This is a genomic window from Saccharothrix sp. S26 (assembly GCF_021390395.1).
Lineage (GTDB): Bacteria > Actinomycetota > Actinomycetes > Mycobacteriales > Pseudonocardiaceae > Actinosynnema.
In genome coordinates, this window is record NZ_JAJUWT010000025.1 from 48,884 (window position 1) to 66,833 (window position 17,950).

Annotated in this window: 20 protein-coding genes; 13 read left to right on the forward strand and 7 right to left on the reverse strand. The window is 72.8% G+C overall.

Annotated features, from left to right (window positions below; all coding sequences use genetic code 11):
• Positions 1–3: 3 nt before the first annotated feature.
• Positions 4–2,322, reverse strand: a complete 2,319-nt coding sequence (locus tag LZG04_RS33455) for an RNA degradosome polyphosphate kinase (RefSeq protein WP_233824700.1) — start codon at positions 2,320–2,322, stop codon at positions 4–6.
• Between the two features lie 59 nt (positions 2,323–2,381).
• Positions 2,382–2,588, reverse strand: coding sequence for a hypothetical protein (locus tag LZG04_RS33460; protein ID WP_233824702.1), 207 nt, complete (start codon positions 2,586–2,588; stop codon positions 2,382–2,384).
• 87 nt (positions 2,589–2,675) lie between these two features.
• Between LZG04_RS33460 and LZG04_RS33465 the strand changes: the two genes are divergently transcribed.
• The gene (locus LZG04_RS33465; RefSeq protein WP_233824704.1) at positions 2,676–4,247 is read left to right on the forward strand and encodes a hypothetical protein; all 1,572 of its coding nucleotides are present in this window, start codon (positions 2,676–2,678) and stop codon (positions 4,245–4,247) included.
• 75 nt (positions 4,248–4,322) lie between these two features.
• On the opposite strand, the gene cofC is transcribed toward LZG04_RS33465, so the two are convergent.
• Positions 4,323–4,931: a 2-phospho-L-lactate guanylyltransferase gene (gene cofC / locus LZG04_RS33470; RefSeq protein WP_233824706.1), complete on the reverse strand. Its 609-nt coding sequence runs from the start codon at positions 4,929–4,931 to the stop codon at positions 4,323–4,325.
• A gap of 84 nt (positions 4,932–5,015) precedes the next feature.
• Between cofC and LZG04_RS33475 the strand changes: the two genes are divergently transcribed.
• From LZG04_RS33475 to LZG04_RS33490, 4 genes are all read left to right on the forward strand, one after another.
• Positions 5,016–5,717, forward strand: coding sequence for a 1-acyl-sn-glycerol-3-phosphate acyltransferase (locus LZG04_RS33475; RefSeq protein ID WP_233824708.1), 702 nt, complete (start codon positions 5,016–5,018; stop codon positions 5,715–5,717).
• Position 5,718: 1 nt separating this feature from the next.
• Positions 5,719–6,723 (forward strand): NAD(P)H-dependent glycerol-3-phosphate dehydrogenase, encoded by a 1,005-nt coding sequence (locus tag LZG04_RS33480; protein ID WP_233824710.1) that lies wholly within the window; start codon positions 5,719–5,721, stop codon positions 6,721–6,723.
• Complete coding sequence (locus tag LZG04_RS33485) at positions 6,720–7,787, forward strand: cystathionine gamma-lyase (protein WP_233824712.1); 1,068 nt, start codon at positions 6,720–6,722, stop codon at positions 7,785–7,787. Before LZG04_RS33480 ends, LZG04_RS33485 begins: the two co-directional genes overlap by 4 nt.
• Before the next feature lie 198 nt (positions 7,788–7,985).
• Entirely contained in the window at positions 7,986–8,453 is a 468-nt protein-coding gene (locus tag LZG04_RS33490; RefSeq protein ID WP_233824714.1) for a cysteine dioxygenase family protein, read from the forward strand.
• On the opposite strand, the gene LZG04_RS33495 is transcribed toward LZG04_RS33490, so the two are convergent.
• Entirely contained in the window at positions 8,437–9,084 is a 648-nt protein-coding gene (locus LZG04_RS33495) for a pyridoxamine 5'-phosphate oxidase family protein (RefSeq protein WP_233824716.1), read from the reverse strand. The genes LZG04_RS33490 and LZG04_RS33495 overlap by 17 nt on opposite strands.
• Before the next feature lie 67 nt (positions 9,085–9,151).
• Between LZG04_RS33495 and LZG04_RS33500 the strand changes: the two genes are divergently transcribed.
• Together LZG04_RS33500 and LZG04_RS33505 are read left to right on the forward strand one after the other, a co-directional pair.
• Positions 9,152–10,546, forward strand: a complete 1,395-nt coding sequence (locus tag LZG04_RS33500) for a PLP-dependent aminotransferase family protein (RefSeq protein WP_233824718.1) — start codon at positions 9,152–9,154, stop codon at positions 10,544–10,546.
• Positions 10,547–10,714: 168 nt separating this feature from the next.
• Positions 10,715–11,782 (forward strand): D-alanine--D-alanine ligase family protein, encoded by a 1,068-nt coding sequence (locus LZG04_RS33505; RefSeq protein WP_233824720.1) that lies wholly within the window; start codon positions 10,715–10,717, stop codon positions 11,780–11,782.
• Position 11,783: 1 nt separating this feature from the next.
• Here the strand turns inward: LZG04_RS33505 and LZG04_RS33510 are convergent, their stop codons facing one another.
• Positions 11,784–12,347: a DUF3515 domain-containing protein gene (locus tag LZG04_RS33510; protein WP_233824722.1), complete on the reverse strand. Its 564-nt coding sequence runs from the start codon at positions 12,345–12,347 to the stop codon at positions 11,784–11,786.
• Positions 12,348–12,367: 20 nt separating this feature from the next.
• The gene (locus tag LZG04_RS33515; protein WP_015104517.1) at positions 12,368–12,601 is read right to left on the reverse strand and encodes an Lrp/AsnC family transcriptional regulator; all 234 of its coding nucleotides are present in this window, start codon (positions 12,599–12,601) and stop codon (positions 12,368–12,370) included.
• A 97-nt stretch (positions 12,602–12,698) separates the two neighbouring features.
• Between LZG04_RS33515 and LZG04_RS33520 the strand changes: the two genes are divergently transcribed.
• The 5 genes from LZG04_RS33520 to LZG04_RS33540 all read left to right on the forward strand — a co-directional run bounded on the left by LZG04_RS33520 (position 12,699) and on the right by LZG04_RS33540 (position 15,949).
• Positions 12,699–13,664, forward strand: a complete 966-nt coding sequence (locus LZG04_RS33520; RefSeq protein ID WP_233824724.1) for a thiamine-phosphate kinase — start codon at positions 12,699–12,701, stop codon at positions 13,662–13,664.
• Positions 13,665–13,717: 53 nt separating this feature from the next.
• A complete protein-coding gene (locus tag LZG04_RS33525) occupies positions 13,718–14,149 on the forward strand; it encodes a GNAT family N-acetyltransferase (RefSeq protein WP_374202942.1) in 432 nt (143 codons plus the stop codon).
• A gap of 16 nt (positions 14,150–14,165) precedes the next feature.
• Positions 14,166–14,687, forward strand: coding sequence for a gamma carbonic anhydrase family protein (locus tag LZG04_RS33530; protein WP_233824728.1), 522 nt, complete (start codon positions 14,166–14,168; stop codon positions 14,685–14,687).
• 14 nt (positions 14,688–14,701) lie between these two features.
• The gene (locus LZG04_RS33535; RefSeq protein ID WP_308199619.1) at positions 14,702–15,376 is read left to right on the forward strand and encodes a uracil-DNA glycosylase; all 675 of its coding nucleotides are present in this window, start codon (positions 14,702–14,704) and stop codon (positions 15,374–15,376) included.
• A gap of 111 nt (positions 15,377–15,487) precedes the next feature.
• Positions 15,488–15,949 (forward strand): hypothetical protein, encoded by a 462-nt coding sequence (locus tag LZG04_RS33540; protein WP_233824730.1) that lies wholly within the window; start codon positions 15,488–15,490, stop codon positions 15,947–15,949.
• Positions 15,950–16,016: 67 nt separating this feature from the next.
• Here LZG04_RS33540 and rpmB read toward each other — a convergent pair whose 3' ends face one another.
• Entirely contained in the window at positions 16,017–16,208 is a 192-nt protein-coding gene (gene rpmB, locus LZG04_RS33545; protein ID WP_073891577.1) for a 50S ribosomal protein L28, read from the reverse strand.
• Positions 16,209–16,354: 146 nt separating this feature from the next.
• Between rpmB and LZG04_RS33550 the strand changes: the two genes are divergently transcribed.
• Positions 16,355–17,947: a DAK2 domain-containing protein gene (locus LZG04_RS33550; protein WP_233824732.1), complete on the forward strand. Its 1,593-nt coding sequence runs from the start codon at positions 16,355–16,357 to the stop codon at positions 17,945–17,947.
• Positions 17,948–17,950 lie beyond the last annotated feature (3 nt).

The following is a 17,950-nucleotide window of genomic DNA, read 5'->3' on the forward strand; positions in this document are numbered from 1 at the left end:
GACTCACCCCAACGCGCGGTGGTTGCGCAACATCTCGGTCTGGTGGTCGCGCACCCGCGTGCCGTCCGCGGGCGACGCCTCCCACTCGCCGTCCGGCCGCAGCACCCAGCACCGCGTGGTCGGCTCCAGCGCCGAGTCCATCATCGCGTCCAGCTGCGCGGTGAGCTTCGGGTCGGTCACCCGCACCTGCACCTCCACCCGCCGGTCGAGGTTGCGGTGCATCATGTCGGCGCTGCCGATCCAGTGCTCGCCGGAGCCGACGAAGTGGAACACCCGCGAGTGCTCCAGGAACCGGCCGAGGATGGACCGCACGTGGATGTTCTCCGACAGCCCCTTGATGCCCGGCTTGAGCGCGCAGACGCCCCGCACGACCACGTCCACCCGCACACCGGCCTGCGACGCCCGGTACAGCGAGTCGATGACCTGCTCGTCCACCAGCGAGTTCACCTTGATGCGCACACCGGCGGGCGCGCCCGCCCGCGCGTGCTCGATCTCCCGCTCGATGCGCTCCACGATGCCCCGCCGCACGCCGTACGGCGCGACGAGCAGGCTGCGGTAGTGGTCCTGCCGGGCGTACCCGGTGAGCACGTTGAACAGGTCGGTGAGGTCCGCGCCGATGGTCGGCTCGGCGGTGAGGATGCCGATGTCCTCGTACAGCCGGGCCGTCTTCGGGTTGTAGTTGCCGGTGCCGATGTGGCAGTAGCGCTGGATCCGCGAGCCCTCCTGCCGCACCACCAACGCGATCTTGCAGTGCGTCTTGAGCCCCATCAGGCCGTAGACGACGTGCACGCCCGCCTTCTCCAGCGCACGCGCCCACTTGATGTTCGCCTGCTCGTCGAACCGCGCCTTGATCTCCACCAGCGCCACGACCTGCTTGCCCGCCTCGGCCGCGTCGATGAGCGCGTCCACGATCGGCGAGTCGCCGGAGGTGCGGTAGAGGGTCTGCTTGATGGCCAGCACGCGCGGGTCGGCCGCTGCCTGCTCGACGAACCGCTGCACGGAGGTCGAGAACGAGTCGTACGGGTGGTGCACGAGCACGTCGCCCTCGCGGAGGGTGGCGAAGATGCTCTTCGGCGTCTCCCGTTCGCCGAACGCCGAGTGCGTCGCCGGCACGAAGGGCGCGTCCTTGAGCTGCTTGCGGTCCACGCTGTAGAGCTGCCACAGGCACGACAGGTCCAGCAGGCCGGGCACCTGGACGACGTCGTGCGGGTCGACCTCCAGCTCCCGCAGCAGCCGTTCCAGCATGTGCTCGGTCATGTCGTCGGCGATCTCCAGCCGCACCGGCGGCCCGAACCGGCGGCGGGCGAGCTCGCGCTCCAACGACTTGAGCAGATCCTCGTCCTGGTCCTCCTCGACCTCCAGGTCGGCGTTGCGGGTGACGCGGAACGCGTGGCACTCGATCACCTGCATGCCCGCGAACAGCTCGTTCAGGTGGGCCGCGATCAGTTCCTCCAACGGCAGGAACGTCGCCGTCGGGCTGGTCCGGTCGCTCTCCACGCGCACCAGGCGGGGCACGTTGTCCGGCACCTTGATGCGGGCGAACCGCTCCGCGCCGCCCTCCGGGTCGCGGACGGTCACGGCGAGGTTCAGCGACAGGCCGGAGATGTAGGGGAACGGGTGCGCGGCGTCCACGGCCAGCGGCGTGAGCACCGGGAACACCTGGTCGGTGAAGTAGTTCGACAGCCGGAGCTGCTCGAAGTCGGTCAGCTGCGCCCAGTTGACGATGCTGATGGCGTGCTTCTCCAGCTCCGGCTGGATGTGGTCGAGGAACGCCCGCGCGTGCTGCTCGACCAGCTCCTGGGTGCGCTTGGAGATGTTGGACAGCTGCTCGCGCGGGGTGAGGCCGTCCGCGCTGCGCACCGACAGGCCCGTCTCGTCGCGGCGCTTCAGGCCCGCGACCCGGACCATGTAGAACTCGTCCAGGTTCGACGCGAAGATGGCCAGGAACTTCGCCCGCTCCAGCAGCGGCTGGGAGGCGTCCTCGGCCAGCGCGAGCACCCTGGCGTTGAAGTCCAACCAGGACAGCTCCCGGTTGAAGTACCGGTCGTCGGGCAGGTCGACCTGCGCTTCGGTGGCCGTGGCGGCCGGTGGTGAGCTCGGGAACGACCGGGACGCGGCCTCGGCCGGTTGCTGCTGACCCGGTTGCTGCTGGGCCGGTTGCTGGACAGCCGCCGAGGTGCCCGCCCGCGTGCCGGCGCCGCGGCGGGTGGCCGGGCGCGGGCGGCGGCGGGGCGTGCTCGCCGCGGGCGTGGCCCTGGGCGTCCTCGTCCGTCGCTTGGGCGCGGGCTGCTCGGGAGTGTTGTCCGTGCTCACGATCAGCATTGTTCCCCAATATGGGCGACAGCGCGCTGAACGAAGCCGACGAGGAGATGAACTCCGCGTCACACCGGGCGGAGGACACCCCGCACGTCACCGGCGGCATCCCGCAGGAGGGTGACCCGCTGGCCGGGGCGCAGCGTGCGCCAGCCGCCCTCGGCGACCGCCTCGGCGGGCACGTCCACCAGCACGCCGTCGTCGCGCAGCACGGTCGCCGAGCCGTCCGGGTGGTGGGCGCTCACCGTCGCCTGCTCGCGCGGGTGCTGGGTCACGTGCCAAAGCTAGCCGATTGGCGGGTGGTGGGTGGCCGGGCGGCGCTGCCACCCTCCGGAATGGCCCCATCACCGAAGGGAGTCGGCATGAGGGTGGTAGCAGGGGTGTTGACCGCGTTGCTGGTCGGCGGAGCGCTGGCGGGGCAGGGTGTGGGCACGGCGGCCGCACAAGGGGAGGGCGTGTCGTCTGCGCGAGTCGAGGGTGCGGCTTCCGGTCTCCAGGCGGCGGCCGAGAACGTCGAGTTGCGGGCGGCGATCCCCGAGACCGAAGGCGCGATCTCGATCAACTTCATGCAGTACCGGCACCGGGACGTCATGTTCCTGAGCGGCACGTTCGGGCTCAAGACCTACGACGTGACCGACGTCGACCGGCCCCGGCTGCTCGACCACCTGACCAAGCAGGAGCTGGCGCTGCCGGGCGACGACCCCGAGCAGCGGTTCTGGGAGAACGAGGACGTCACCGTCGACCCGAACCGCAAGCTGGTGTTCCTGGCGCGGGAGCGCAGCGCGTTCGGGCGTCAGGCGGGAGCCGAGCGGCCGACCGGGGTGTACTTCGTGTCGGCGGTCGACCCGGCGCGGCTGGAGCTGCTCAGCTTCGCGCCCATGGGCACGGGCCACATCACGTCGTGCGTCAACGACTGCACGTACCTGTGGACGACCGGGTACGACGGCACGCCGTCCAGCGACCCGGACACGTACCGCAGGTCGGGGAAGGTGTTCGTCACCGACATCCGCGACCCGCGCAACCCGAGGACGCTGAGCACCTACGTCGACCTCAACCGCAACCAGGGCGAGACGCACATGACGCACGACGTCCAGGTGGACGCGGCGGGCGTGGCCTGGGTGGCGGGCACGGGCGGCACGCGCGGCTACTACACGCGCGGTTGGCACCGCGATCCGCTCAGCGGGCGGGTGCGCGAGGCGACGCCGGTGGACCCGGTCCCGTACGCGGGCGGCGCGGCACCCAAGCTGGACATGCCGACGTCGTTCTCGCACAACTCGTTCCGACCGGTCGGGCGGACGCTGAAGGACGGGCCCAGGCCGACGCGCGAGCACCCGGCGGGCAGCCTGCTGCTGCACACGGAGGAGGCGTTCGGGTCGGCGACGTGCAAGGACCAGGGGCGGTTCGTCATCTCGTCGTTGGAGGGGTCGACGGGTGGCGAGTCGTGGCGGGCGACGCCGGAGCGGCCGTTCCACCTCAGGACGGTCGGCGTGTGGTCGCCGGACGACCAGGAAGGCACGCTGCCGGGGCCGGACACGTTCTGCTCGGCGCACTACTTCGACGTGCACGAGCGGATCGTGGCGTACTCCTGGTACGAGCAGGGGACGCGGTTCCTGGACATCAGCGACCCGGCGAACCCGATCCAGGTGGCGTACTGGCGGCCCGAGGGCGCGGTGTCGTTCGCCCCGTACTGGCACCGCGGGCGCGTGTTCGTGGCGGACCTGGCCCGCGGGGTGGAAGTGGTGAAGCTCACCGATGCGGCGTATCAGGCGCAGGCTTCGCACACGAAGGTGACGTTGAGGACGGAGCCGGTGGCGGCGTCGTACAGGCCGGTGGAGAGTCCGCGGCGGAAGTTGCCGTTGGCACCGGACCCCGATTACGGGTTCGCCTGTCCGATGTTGGTCGGGAGGTGTGTGCCGGGGCAGCCCTGTTGTTGAGGGTGAACCCCCGCGTTCTTCCCCCGAAGCCCTTCCTTCGGGGGAAGAACGCGGTGAAGTGCTCCGGGGGTGGGGTCAGCCGCCGACGGGGGTGAAGGTGGCGGCGGTGCGGGGGCCCAGGCCCAGGTCGGCGGCCAGGCGGAGGTCCTCGGCGGTGTCGACGTCGTGGCGCAGGGTCGGCCACGGGCCCAGCAGGGGGGTCGCGCCGGAGGCGGTGTGGGCGGCGGCGGAGTTCGGGCCGAAGGCCGGGGTCAGGTCGCCGCCGGGGGCGGAGAGCAGCAGGGTCGTGCCCGTGCCTTGGCGGTCGGGGCAGAAGGCGCGGCCGTGGGCGGTGGCCAGGGCGGCGACGAGGTCCTGGGTGCGGAGGGCCGGCAGGTCGGCTTGGAGTGCTCCGACGACGGAGTCCGGGTCGCGGGAGCGGAGCAGCTCGAAGCCGAACCGGAGGGACTCGTTGAGGCCCTCCGGGCCCGGTGCGGAGTCGACGCCCAGGGTGCGCAGCTCCGCGATGACGGCGGGGTCCTCTGTGATGGCGAGCACACGGCGGACGGCGGGCAGCGCGGCGGAGATGGTGTCCAAGGCGAACGCCAGGGCCAGCGCGGGGCGGTCCAGGCGGGTGCCCACCAGGCGTGACTTGGCCCGTTGCAGCGTCTTGACCGGCACCACCAGGTCCACGTCGGCTCCCACACCGCCATACTCCCGGATGCCGGCTGGACCTGGCCAGGGGCGGCGGGGAAGACTCCACAGGTCCACGACGAAGAGGGAGTGCACGTGGCCAAGGAGAAGGGCGGCTTCTGGGTCGGGCTCGCCGCGGCGGTCTTCTACCCAGCCACCGCGCTGATGGCGCGCAGGCGCGACGAGGGCGGGGAGCGGGTGCCCCGGACAGGTGGGGCGCTCATCGTGATGAACCACGTGTCGCACCTGGACCCCGTGTACGACGCCGTCTTCACGCACAAGCAAGGCCGCGTGCCGCACTTCCTCGCCAAGCACAGCCTGTGGAACGTGCCGTTCGTCGGCACGGTGGTGAAGGGCGCGCGGCAGATCCCGGTCTACCGGGGCACGGCCGACGCCCAGCAGAGCCTGCGCGCGGCGCACGAGGCCCTGGAGCAGGGCTTGGTCGTGATCATCTACCCGGAGGGCACGATCACCCGCGACCCGGACGGTTGGCCGATGACCTCGCGGACCGGCGTGGCGCGGCTGGCGCTGGAGCACGACGTGCCGGTGCTGCCGGCGGCGCGGTGGGGCACGCGTGACCTCTACGACCACTACCGGAAGAAGTTCCGGCCGTTCCCGCGCAAGACCGTGGTCACGAAGGTCGGCCCGCCGGTCGACCTGGACGCCTACCGGGGCAAGCCGCAGAACCTGGCGTTGCTGCGCGAGGTGACCGACGTGCTGATGAGCGAGGTGAAGGACCTGCTCGCGGACATCCGCCAGGAGCAGGCGCCCGACGGCTTCTACACCAAGAAGGTCTGACGTGGACCGGGTCGCGGTGCTGGGCGCCGGGTCGTGGGGCACCGCTTTCGCCAAGGTGCTCGCCGACTCCGGCACGGACGTGGTGCTGTGGGCGCGGCGCGCCGACGTGGCCGACGCCATCTCCAAGGAGCGGGTCAACGCCGACTACCTGCCGGGCGTGACGCTGCCCGCGAACCTGGGCGCCACGTCGGACGCGGAGAAGGCGTTGGACGGTGCGGGGGCCGTGGTGCTGGCGGTGCCCAGCCAGACGTTGCGGGAGAACCTGGGCGGGTGGCGGCCGTGGCTGCCCGCCGGTGCGACGCTGGTCAGCCTGGCCAAGGGGGTCGAGCTGGGCACGTTGAAGCGGATGAGCGAGGTGATCCGCGAGGTCGCCGGGGTGCCGGAGGACCAGGTCGCGGTGGTGTCCGGGCCGAACCTGGCCAAGGAGATCGCGGCCGAGCAGCCCACCGCCACGGTCATCGCGTGCACCGACCACGACCGGGCGGTGCGGTTGCAGCACGCGTGCTCGAACTCGTACTTCCGGCCCTACACCAACGTCGACGTGGTGGGCTGCGAGCTGGGCGGCGCGTGCAAGAACGTGATCGCGTTGGCGTGCGGCATGGCGGCGGGCCTGGGGTTCGGGGACAACACGATGGCCTCGATCATCACGCGCGGGCTCGCGGAGACGGCGCGGTTGGGCGCGGCGCTGGGCGCGGACCCGTTGACGTTCGCCGGGTTGGCGGGGTTGGGCGACCTGGTGGCCACGTGCGCCTCGCCGCTGTCGCGCAACCGGTCGTTCGGGGAGCGGTTGGGGCGCGGTGACTCGCTGGCGCAGGCGCAGGAAGCGGCGCACGGGCAGGTCGCCGAGGGCGTGAAGTCGTGCTCGTCGATCCGGGAGCTGGCGGCCCGGGTCGGGGTGGACATGCCGATCACGGACGGGGTGCACCAGGTGTGCCACGAAGGGTTGGACCCGCGCGTGCTCACGGCGGCGCTGCTCGGGCGCGAGCGGAAGGCGGAACGGCAGTGACCGACGGCGAGTGGGGCGACGGCACGCGGGTGGTGCACTCGACGGCGGCCGTGCCGGGTGAGCCGTTCCTGGCCGGGCCCGTGTTCGCGTCGGCGTACCACCTGGGTGGCGCGGACACGTACGGGCGGGTGCACAACCCGACGTGGCGGGCGTTGGAGGCGGCGCTGGGCGAGCTGGACGGGGGCCCGGCCGTGCTGTTCCCGTCCGGCATGGCGGCGATCTCGACGTTCCTGCGGGTGGTGCTCGCGCCCGGTGACGTGGTCGTGCTGCCCAGCGACGGCTACTACCTGACCCGCACGCTGGTCGCGGAGATGCCGGTGGAGGTGGTGGAGGCGCCGACGGCCGGGCCGTACCCGTCGTTCGAGGGCGTGCGGCTGGTGTTGTTGGAGTCGCCGTCCAACCCCGGGCTGGACGTGTGCGACATCACGGCGTTGGCTTCGGCGGCGCACGCGGCCGGGGCGTTGGTGGCGGTGGACAACACGACCGCGACGCCGTTGGGGCAGCGGCCGCTGGCGTTGGGCGCGGACGCGGTGCTGAGCAGCGACACGAAGGCCGTGGCCGGGCACAGCGACGTGCTGCTGGGGCACGTGTCCACGGCGGACCCCGACCTGGCGGAACGGGTGCGTGCGGCGCGGACGACCGGTGGCGCGATCCCCGGGCCGTTCGAGGCGTGGCTGGCGCACCGGGGCCTGGGCACGCTGGACCTGCGGTTGAGCAGGCAGGCGGCGAACGCGGCGGCGTTGTACGACGTGCTGAAGGCCCACCCGGCCGTGACGGGGCTGCGGTGGCCGGGTGCGCCGGAGGACCCCGCGCACGAGGTGGCGGCGAAGCAGATGCGGCGGTTCGGCGGGGTGCTGACGTTCGAGCTCGCCGGTGCCGACGCGGTGGCGGCGTTCCTGGAGCGGTCGAGGCTGGTGTTCGCGAGCACCAGTTTCGGCGGTTTGCACACGAGCCTGGACCGGCGGGCGCAGTGGGGCGACCCGGTGCCCGAGGGCCTGGTCCGGCTGTCCGCGGGGTGCGAGGACACCGCCGACCTGGTCGAGGACGTGCTGCGGTCACTCTGACGGGTCCATTGCGTGGGAGGGGTTGCGTGGCGGCCGGGCGGCTGCCACCCTCGTCACCATGTCTTTTCGCGCCATGACCGACGGGCGGGGTCACATCGACCTGCGCCTGGTCGCCAGCGCGCTCTGTCCTTCCCGGTGATCGTCTCGCGTCCCGCGGGCCCGTGAGGCCCGCACCTCACCGAGTCCCGAGAAGGAACCATGTTCGCCGTTCCGGAGAACACCATCGCCCTGCCCCAGTCGCACGCCGCGCTGCACCCCGTGCGGATCGCGCTCGACACGGCGGCGCGGCGCGAGCGCTGGGCCCACCTGCTCCGCTACGACCCCGACACCCGCTTCGCCGCCCTGGTCGAGGCCACCGACGAGCAGGAGGTGTGGCTGATGAGCTGGTTGCCCGGCCAGCACGCCGACCTGCACGACCACGGCGTCACCAGTGGCGCGTTCACCGTGGTCAGCGGCTCGCTGACGGAGGTCGTCACGCCCGGCCCGACCCAGGTGCTGCACCACCTCGTGGCCGGGCAGTCGCGCGTGTTCGGGCCGGGGTACGCGCACCAGGTGCGCAACGACGGTGGCGACCCCGCCGTCACGATCCACGTGTTCCGCGGCGGCGGGCGCACCGTGCGGCCGGTCCGGTTCGACCCGCTGTCGGGGACTACCTCCGCGCGGTGACGTGCGGCGGCACGTCCCAGTCGCCGACCAGCGCCGGGTCCGGCTCGGGCTCGCCCCACACCGTGCGCAGCGGCAGCACGCCCGCCCAGCGGGCGTTGGCGGCGACGTCCTCGGGCTCGTCGCCGGGCGGGCCGCTGCGGATCTTCACCGACGCCTCGGCGAGGTCGAGGGACAGGACGGCGGTGGCGGCCAGCTCCTTCGGTGTGGGTGGCCGGGCGTAGTCCCACGAGCCGGGCGCGATGTGCTCGGTGAGCACGCGCAGGCCGTGCAGCTTGGCGTCGGGGTCGGTGACGGGGACGGCGGTGCCGTGGACGACGGCGGCGCGGTAGTTCACCGAGTGGTCGAACGCCGAGCGGGCGTAGACGACGCCGTCCAGGATCGTGACGCCGACGCACACGGGCACGCCGGTCGCGGCTTCGCGCAGGCTGCGCGCGCCGGTGGAGCCGTGCAGGTAGAGCGTGTCGCCGTCGCGGCCGTAGCCGGTGGGCAGCACGAGCGGCGCGCCGTCCACGACGACGGCCAGGTGGCAGACGAGGGCGGCGTCGAGGACCGCGTGCAGCGCCTCGCGTTCGGTCACGGCCCGGTTGCGGCCGCGCTTGATGGTGCTGCGGTCCGTCGGTGACAACGTCATGGGATGAGCCTGTCCGGTAAAGTGGCCTCCTTCAAGTGCCAATTCTTGGCGATTTGAGGAGGCCACTGTGGCGGAGACGGCGTTGGCGGTGGTGTTGGACCGCGAGTCGGCCGAACCGCTGGCCGTGCAGCTCGCGGACGCCCTGCGCGCGGCGGCGGCCGACGGCCGGTTGCGCAGCGGCGACCGGCTGCCCTCGACGCGGGCGCTGGCCGAGCGGCTGGGCGTGAGCCGGACCGTGACGGCGGCAGCATACGAGCAGTTGCACGCCGAGGGCTGGATCGCCGGGCGGCACGGGTCGGGGACGTACGTGACGACCACGCCGCCGGGCGCGTTGAAGGCGCGGGCACGGCGTGCGGCGGCACCGGTCGCGGCCGAGGACGTGGTGGACCTCGCGCCCGGCGCGCCGTGGGCCGAGGGGTTGGACCGGGCGGCGTGGCGGCGGGCGTGGCGCGCGGCGGCGGACGTGCAGCCGATGTTCCGGCCGGCCCGGGGCGGGTTGCCGGAGTACCGGGCGGTGGTCGCCGAACACCTGTTGCGGCACCGGGGGTTGGCGGTGCGCGGCGGGTTGCGGGAGGAGCTGGTGCTGGCCACCGGTGGCACGACGGCGGCGTTGGTGGAGCTGGGCGCGGCCGTGCTGCGGCCCGGTGACGCGGTGGCGGTGGAGGAGCCGGGGTACCAGCGGGCGGTGTGGGCGTTGCGGTCGGCCGGGGTGAAGGTCGTGCAGGCGCCCGTGGACGCCGAGGGGTTGCTGGTGGAGGCCGTGCCGCCGGGCGTGCGCGGGGTGTACTGCTCGCCGGCGCACCAGTACCCGATGGGCGGTCGGATGTCGGCGGCGCGGCGGGTGGCGCTGGTGGAACGGGCCCGGGCGGAGGGGTGGCTGGTCGTCGAGGACGACTACGACGGCGAGCTGCGCTACGACGTGGCCCCGTTGCCGTTGCTGGCGGCGTTGGCGCCGGACGTGGTGGTGCACCTGGGGACGACGAGCAAGATCCTCACGCCGACGTTGGGCGCGGGGTGGATGGTGGCGCCGGAGCCGATCGCGGCCGACGTGCTGGCGCACCGGGACCGGACCGGCACGAGCCCGTCCGCGGCGGGGCAGCGGGTGCTGGTGGAGCTGGCGCGCAACGGCGACCTGGGCAGGCACCTGCGCAAGCTGCGGCGTGAGCTGTCCGAGCGGCGGGCGCTGCTGTCGGCGGCGTTCGGCGACGCCGGGATCCCCGTGCTGGGTGACGACGCGGGCGCGCACATCGTCGTGCCGCTGCCGTCGGCGCAGGCGGAGCGCGACGTGCTGGCCGAGGCGCACGAGCGCGGGCTGCGGCTGGACGGCCTGGCCCGCCACCACGCCGGCCGGCCGCGGGTGCACGGTGCCGCGATCGGCTACAGCGCCTGCTCCCGCGACCAGTTGACGGCCGCCATCCCCGCCTTGATCCGCATCCTCGCCACCCGCGCGCGACCGTCCTGAGCGTTGAACTCGGGGGTCCTGAACGTAGGACTCTCGCGACCTGAACGTAGGACTCTCGCGCGAGTCCTACGTTCAGGTCGGGTGTGTCGAACGCTCACGACCCCCGGGTTCCACGCTCGGGTGTGCGCTGGAGGTCGGGGGTTACGCCATCCGGGTAGGGTCCGAGCCATGACACAGCGCAAGACCAAGGTCGCCGTGGTGTTCGGCGGGCGCAGCAGCGAGCACATGGTCTCCTGCCTGTCCGCCGGCAGTGTCCTGCCCCACCTGGACCGGGACCGGTTCGACGTCGTGCCGGTCGGCATCACCGAGACGGGCGCGTGGGTGATCGGCGCCGACGACACCAAGGCGCTCGAAGTGCGGGACCGGCGGTTGCCCACCGTCAACGCGCTGGTCCCCGTGTCCGGCAGCGAGCTGGTGCCGGTGGCGCCCACCGAGGTGCTGGCCGACGTGGAGGTCGTGTTCCCCGTGCTGCACGGCGCGTGGGGCGAGGACGGCACGATCCAGGGCCTGCTGGAGCTGGCCGACATCCCGTACGTGGGACCGGGTGTGCTGGCCAGCGCGGTCGCCATGGACAAGGAGTTCACCAAGCGCCTGCTCAAGGGCGCGGGCCTGCCGGTCGGCGAGTTCGCGGTGCTGCGCCGCGACCAGGAAACCCTGTCCGAGCAGGACCGCGAACGCCTGGGGCTGCCGGTCTTCGTCAAGCCGGCCCGCGCCGGGTCGTCGGTGGGCATCTCGAAGGTCGTGGACTGGGCCCACCTGGACAGCGCGATCGCGCTGGCCCGCAAGACCGACCCGAAGGTGATCATCGAGGCCGCCGTGTCCGGCCGCGAGGTCGAGTGCGGCGTGCTGGAGTTCCCGGACGGCCGGGTCGAGGCGTCGCTGCCCGCCGAGCTGCGCATCGTCGGCGGCGAGGTCGACTGGTACGACTTCGACGCCAAGTACCTCGACGATGTGTGCGAGTTCGACATCCCGGCCAAGCTCGACGCCCACGTCACCCGCGACCTGCGCGAGATGGCCGTGGCCGCGTTCCGCGCGCTGGACTGCCAGGGCCTGGCCCGGGTCGACTTCTTCGTCACCGACTACGACGAGCTCGTGGTCAACGAGGTCAACACGATGCCCGGCTTCACGCCGATCTCGATGTACCCGCGCATGTGGGCCGAGACGGGCGTGGACTACCCGGCGCTGCTGACCACGTTGATCGAGACCGCGCTCGCCCGCGGCACGGGCCTGCGCTGAGCTAACCCGCGGTGTCCACGGGGCCCTTCGCCAGGGTGTCTCGGATCGTGGCCGAGACGTCCTGCAAGGGCCCCGTTCCCGCGTCCGACGGCACGGTCAGCGCCACGTAGACCGGCCGGTCCACGACGTACCAGGTGGCCGAACCACCCTCGGACACCTCCAGCCACTGCACGTCCGAGATCACCCGCAGCTGGGAGGTCGGGGTGAGGTCACCGGGACGGTCCAGCCCGCACCGCAGCACGACCGGCTCGTGCCACTCGTCGCCCCACGCCACCGCACCGGCGGGCGCGGGTGAGGCCAGGTCGCGGCGCGGCAACGCGACGCCGTTGGACACCAGTTGCCCCGGCAGCGCGGGCAGCAGCGCCTCGCACTCGCCGGACCCGGCCTTCGGCGCGGGCACCGGCACGAGCGCCAGCGGCCCGGTGTGCGGGCCGGGTGCCTTCTCCTCGCCGCCGAGCAGCAGGCCGACGGCCGCGACCCCGGCCACGAGCAGGCCGGTGAGCCCGACGGCCACGATCAGCAGCGGGCGGGGCAGCGGCGGGGCGGGTGACGGTTGCGGTGCCACCCCGTTATGACAGCACGGCCCTACAGGTGGACCACCGGGCAGGTCAGCGTTCGGGTGATGCCCTCCACGTTCTGGATGCGGGCGACCACGAGCTGCCCCAACTGGTCGACGGTGTCGGCCTCCGCGCGGACGATGACGTCGTACGGGCCGGTGACGTCCTCCGCGGTGGCCACACCGGGGATGCCGGAGATCTCCGCCGCAACGGCGGCTGCCTTCCCGACCTCGGTCTGGATGAGGATGTATGCGTGCACCACGGCGTGCCCCTTCGTCGCGACAGGTTAGGTCGGGGTAGGAACGTGCACAGCAACGTACCCCAGTTGGGGTTCCGAATGCTCAGAACGGGAGGCAATCTTGCGTCCGGAGCCGCCGCGCAACGCGGACACGGTCGCTGAGGTGGGTGAGTTCGGTCTCATCCGCCGGGTGACGGCAGGTCGGACGCAGCCGCCCACCACCCTGCTCGGGCCGGGTGACGACGCGGCTGTCGTCGCGGCGCCCGACGGCCGCGTGGTGGTGTCCACCGACGTGCTGGTCGAAGGTGTCCACTTCAGACTCGACTGGTCGTCTCCCGAGCAGGTGGGACGCAAGGCGGCGGCCGTGAACCTGGCCGACGTGGTGGCCATGGGCGCGCTGCCGACGGCCCTGCTGATCGGCCTCGCGTGCCCCTCCGACACGCCCTCCTCGGTGGTCGAGGGCATCACCGCCGGCCTGTGGCAGGAGGCGGCCGTCGCGGGCGCGGGCGTGGTGGGCGGCGACATGGTGTCGTCCGCGACACTGGTGATCTCCGTTACGGCGATGGGTGACATGGGCGGGCTGGAGCCGGTCACCCGGTCCGGCGCGCAGGTGGGTGACGTCGTCGCGGTGTGCGGGCGGCTGGGCTGGGCGGCGGGCGGGTTGGCCGTGTTGCAGCGCGGTTTCCGGTCGCCGGTCGCGGTCGTCGGCGCGCAGCGGAACCCCGAACCGCCTTACGCCGCCGGGCCCCAGGCCGCCGCGGCGGGCGCCACGGCGATGATCGACGTCTCCGACGGCCTGCTGGCCGACCTGGGCCACATCGCCGACGAGTCGGGCATCGGCATCGACATCCGCACCGAGCTGCTGGAGGTCCACCCGCGGCTGATCGACGTCGCCGCGGCGCTCGGCGCGGACGCCCGGCACTGGGCGTTGACCGGTGGCGAGGATCACGCGCTGGCGGCGACGTTCCCCGAGCCGGCGGCCGTGCCCGAGGGCTGGCGCACCATCGGCACGGTCCGGCACGGCAGCGGTGTGACCGTCGACGGCCGTGCGTACGAGAAACCCCCTGGCTGGGAGCACTGGCGGTAGGTAGCCTGGCGAGTGTGGAACTATGCACGCTCGCGTATGACCATCCAGACTCGGTGAAGTTGATCTCCGACATCCAGCAGGTCTACCTCGACCGCTACGGCGAGGTCGACGTCACGCCGGTCGACCCGACCGAGTTCGCCGCGCCGCTGGGGCACTTCGTGGTCGGCTACGTCGACGGCGTGCCGGTCGCGTGCGGCGGCTGGCGCGCGCACGACGAGGACGAGCACCCGTTGCGCCCCGGCGACGCCGAGATCAAGCGCATGTACGTGGCGGAGGCCCTGCGCGGGCGCGGGCTGGCGCGGCTCGTGCTGGCCTCGCTGGAAGCGGCGGCACGGGAGGCCGGGCGCAAGCGGATGGTGCTGGAGACCGGGTTGCGCCAACCGGAGGCGATCGGGTTGTACCAGGCCAATGGATACGCGCGCATCGACAACTTCGGCGTCTACCGGCATCATCCGGAAAGCCTTTGCTTCGCGAAGGATCTCTGAGGCCGGGAGGACCGCGGTGGCGATCTACGCGTTGGGTGACTTCGAGCCGGTGATCCACCCGGACGCCTACGTGCACCCCGACGCGACGGTGATCGGCGACGTGCGGATCGGCCCCCACGCCTCGGTGTGGCCGCGAGCCGTGCTGCGCGGCGACTACGGGCGCATCGAGGTCGGCGCCCGGACGTCGATCCAGGACGGCACGGTCGTGCACTGCACCGAGGTGCACCCGGCGTTGATCGGCGCGGAGTGCGTCGTCGGGCACAACGTGCACATCGAGGGCGCGACCATCGCCGACCGCTGCCTGATCGCCTCGGGCTCGGTGGTGCTCAACGGGGCCGTGGTGGAGACCGGCGCGATCGTCGGCGCGGGCGCGGTGGTGTCGTTCGAGGGGCACGTGCCGGCGCGGTCGATGGCGCTCGGCGTGCCGGCCCGCGTGCGCGAGGGGTACGTCGTGCCGGACGGCGCGTGGCAGTTCGCGGTGGACAAGTACGTGGACAACATTTTGCTGTACCGCAAGGAACTGCGCCGCCTGGACTGAGATAGGGTCCGGCCGTGGCACGTCCGCTTGAGGAGATCATGGAAGCCGGCTGGGCCGCGGCACTCGCGCCCGTGGCCGACCGCATCGCCGCGATGGGCGAGTTCCTGCGGGCGGAGGTCGCCGCCGGGCGCACCTACCTGCCGGCCGGGGAGAACGTGCTGCGGGCGTTCCAGCAGCCGTTCCACTCGGTGAAGGTGCTGATCGTCGGCCAGGATCCCTACCCCACGCCGGGGCACGCGGTCGGCCTGAGCTTCTCGGTGTCGCCGGAGACCCGGCCGATCCCGAAGAGCCTGGTCAACATCTACACCGAGTACATGTCGGACCTGGGCCACCCCAAGCCGTCCACCGGTGACCTCACCCCGTGGACCGAGCAGGGCGTGCTGCTGCTCAACCGAGCCCTGACGGTCCAGCCGGGCAAGTCGAACTCCCACCGCAACAAGGGCTGGGAGCCGGTGACCGAGCAGGCCATCAAGGCGCTGGCCGAGCGGGACGCGCCGCTGGTCGCGATCCTGTGGGGCAGCCAGGCCCGTGCCCTCAAGCCGCTGCTGGGCGCCGACCGCTGCGTGGAGTCGGTGCACCCGAGCCCGTTGTCGGCGGCGGGCGGCTTCTTCGGCTCGCGGCCGTTCAGCAAGGCCAACGAGCTGCTGGTGAAGCAGGGCGCGGAGCCCATCGACTGGAAGCTGCCCTAGTCACCTCCGGTGACCCGCGGTGAGGGCGCCGTTCAGCCCCGCCGGTGAATCGCCGCACCACGGGATGACCTGGCTGTCGCACGCCCCGGTCGCGCTGCGAACGTCGAGCGCATGAGACTCAAGAACGCGCTCGTCGCGCTGACGGCAGCGGTTTCGGCACTGGTGTTCGCGGGCTCGGCGGCCGCCGACCCCGTGCCCGTGACCGGGCTGTGGTGCGACGGTGACACGTACAAGTGCACGGCCGCGCTCGACTTCGGTGACGGCCAGTGGGTGGCCGACTGGGGCGTGAACGTCCACCACAGCCGCGCGGAGACGCGGGCCATGGTGCCGGTCACGCGGCTGCAGTGCGACGGCGACACCTACAAGTGCACCGCGAACCTCCGCTACGGCGACGGGCGGTGGGTCGCGCGGTGGAGCGTCAACGTCTACCACCAGGACCGGGCGCAAGCGCCGGACCCGGTCGGCGTGACCGGGCTGTGGTGCGACGGCGACACGTACAAGTGCAAGGCGGCGCTCGACTTCGGCGACGGCCGCTGGGTGGCCGACTGGAAGGCCGACGTCTTCCACTCGTGACCCCCGGACGCCGAAAGGCCCCCGGGAACGGATCCCAGGGGCCTTCGACAAGCTCAGGCGCGGGGTGTCAGCCGCGCACCACCTTGCCCGCCTTCAGGCACGAGGTGCACACGTTCAGCCGCTGCCGCGTCGAAGAGGAAACCTTCGCGCGCACGGTCTGAATGTTCGGGTTCCACCGGCGGTTGGTGCGCCGGTGGGAGTGCGAGACCGACTTGCCGAAGCCCGGCCCCTTGCCACAGACGTCGCACACGGCAGCCACGTCAGCCACTCCTTAAGGTTTCTTCAGCGGTACTCACGCCCCGGCGGGCGCGCAAGCGTGCACAAGCCTCAGCCGGGCATGGCAACCTGGACAGGGTAGCCGGTGGCGCGTTCTGCCTCCAAACCGGGTCGAATACCCTCGCCGGCATGCAGGCTCTCGATGCGGTCGCGGTGCGCCAGTGGGCGGACGCCTGCGTTCGGTCCCTGGACGCCAACCGCGAGGCCATCGACCGCATCAACGTCTTCCCCGTGCCGGACGGCGACACCGGGACCAACCTGCTGCAGACCATGCGCTCGGCGCTGGACGCCCTGCTCAGGACACCCGTGGACACGGTCGGGGCGGCGCTGGGCGCGCTCGCGCGCGGTGCGCTGGCCGGGGCGCGGGGCAACTCCGGGGTGATCCTCTCCCAGGTGCTGCGCGGCTTGGCGGAGGCCGCGCAGGGCGCTTCCACGGCGTCCGGCGCGGCCCTGCGGCGGGCGTTGTGGCGGGCCGACGAGCTGGCCACGGCCGCGGTGTCGAAGCCCGTGCCGGGCACCGTGCTGTCCGTGCTGCACGCGGCGGCCGAGGCGGCCCGCGACTGCGCGTCCGACGAGCTGGACGAGGTCGTCACGGTGGCCGCGAAGGCGGGGGCCGAGGCGTTGGCCGACACGCCGCGCCACCTGGCCGTGCTGGCCAGGGCGGGCGTGGTCGACGCGGGCGGGCGCGGGCTGGTCGTGCTGCTGGACACGCTGGCGGCGGTGATCACCGGGCGGGCGGTCGAGGCCGTGCCGGTGGCGGGCTCCGTGCCGCGCGAGTCGCTGACGACCGCGCGCGAGGCCGGGTCGGCGGAGTTCGAGTACGAGGTCATGTACCTGCTGGACGGCTCGCCGGACGTGGAGGCGCTCAAGGACGAGCTGGCGGCCGTCGGCGACTGCGTGTCCGTGGTCGGCGACGGCGCGGGGCTGTGGACCGTGCACGTGCACTGCAACGACATCGGCGCGGCCGTCGAGGCGGGCATCCGGGCCGGTCGGCCGCACCGCATCACGGTGGCCCGGTTCGCCGACCAGATCGCCGCCCAGGCGCCCCGGTTCGTGCGCGACCGGGCCATCGTCGTGCTGGTCGAGGGCGACGGCGCGGCCGAGCTGTTCCGGTCGGAGGGCGCGGTGGTGTTCCAGCCCGGCGACGAGGTCACGGCGGCCGACCTGCTGGCCGTGGTGGTGAGCACGCGGGCGCGGCAGGTGACCGTGCTGCCCGGCGACCCGACCTGGCGGCAACCGCTGGACGACGCCGTCACGCAGGCCGTCGCCGCCGGTCAGGACGTCGTGGTCGTGCCGACGTTCTCCCCGGTGCAGGCGCTGGCGGCGCTGGCCGTGCACTCGCCGTCCCGGCGCGCAGGCGACGACGTGGTCGCGATGGCGGAGGCCGCCGCGGCGACCCGGCGCGGCGAGGTCGCGGTGTCGGACCGGGAGGCCATCACGTGGGTCGGCCGGTGCCGCCCCGGCGACCTGCTCGGCATGGTGGACGGCGAGGTCGTGGTGATCGAGCCCGGTGACGCCGACGTGGGCGCGCTGGCGTGCCGGGTGGTCGACCGGATGCTCGCCAGCGGCGGCGAGCTGGTCACCGTGCTGCTGGGGCGGGCCGCCCCGGCCGGGGTGGAGCGGGTGCTGGAAGATCACCTGCGCGTCGCCCACCCCGAGGTGGAGCTGGCCGCCTACGAGGGCGGGCAGCGTGACGCCCTGCTCACTGTCGGTGTGGAGTAGTTG

Excerpts from the sequence above, each read along its gene's own strand:
- LZG04_RS33550 (WP_233824732.1), top strand. The coding sequence starts at position 16,355 with ATGCAGGCTCTCGATGCGGTCGCGGTGCGCCAGTGGGCGGACGCCTGC.
- LZG04_RS33455 (WP_233824700.1), bottom strand. The coding sequence starts at position 2,322 with ATGCTGATCGTGAGCACGGACAACACTCCCGAGCAGCCCGCGCCCAAG.
- LZG04_RS33505 (WP_233824720.1), top strand. The coding sequence starts at position 10,715 with ATGACACAGCGCAAGACCAAGGTCGCCGTGGTGTTCGGCGGGCGCAGC.
- LZG04_RS33465 (WP_233824704.1), top strand. The coding sequence starts at position 2,676 with ATGAGGGTGGTAGCAGGGGTGTTGACCGCGTTGCTGGTCGGCGGAGCG.
- LZG04_RS33540 (WP_233824730.1), top strand. The coding sequence starts at position 15,488 with ATGAGACTCAAGAACGCGCTCGTCGCGCTGACGGCAGCGGTTTCGGCA.
- LZG04_RS33495 (WP_233824716.1), bottom strand. The coding sequence starts at position 9,084 with ATGACGTTGTCACCGACGGACCGCAGCACCATCAAGCGCGGCCGCAAC.
- LZG04_RS33490 (WP_233824714.1), top strand. The coding sequence starts at position 7,986 with ATGTTCGCCGTTCCGGAGAACACCATCGCCCTGCCCCAGTCGCACGCC.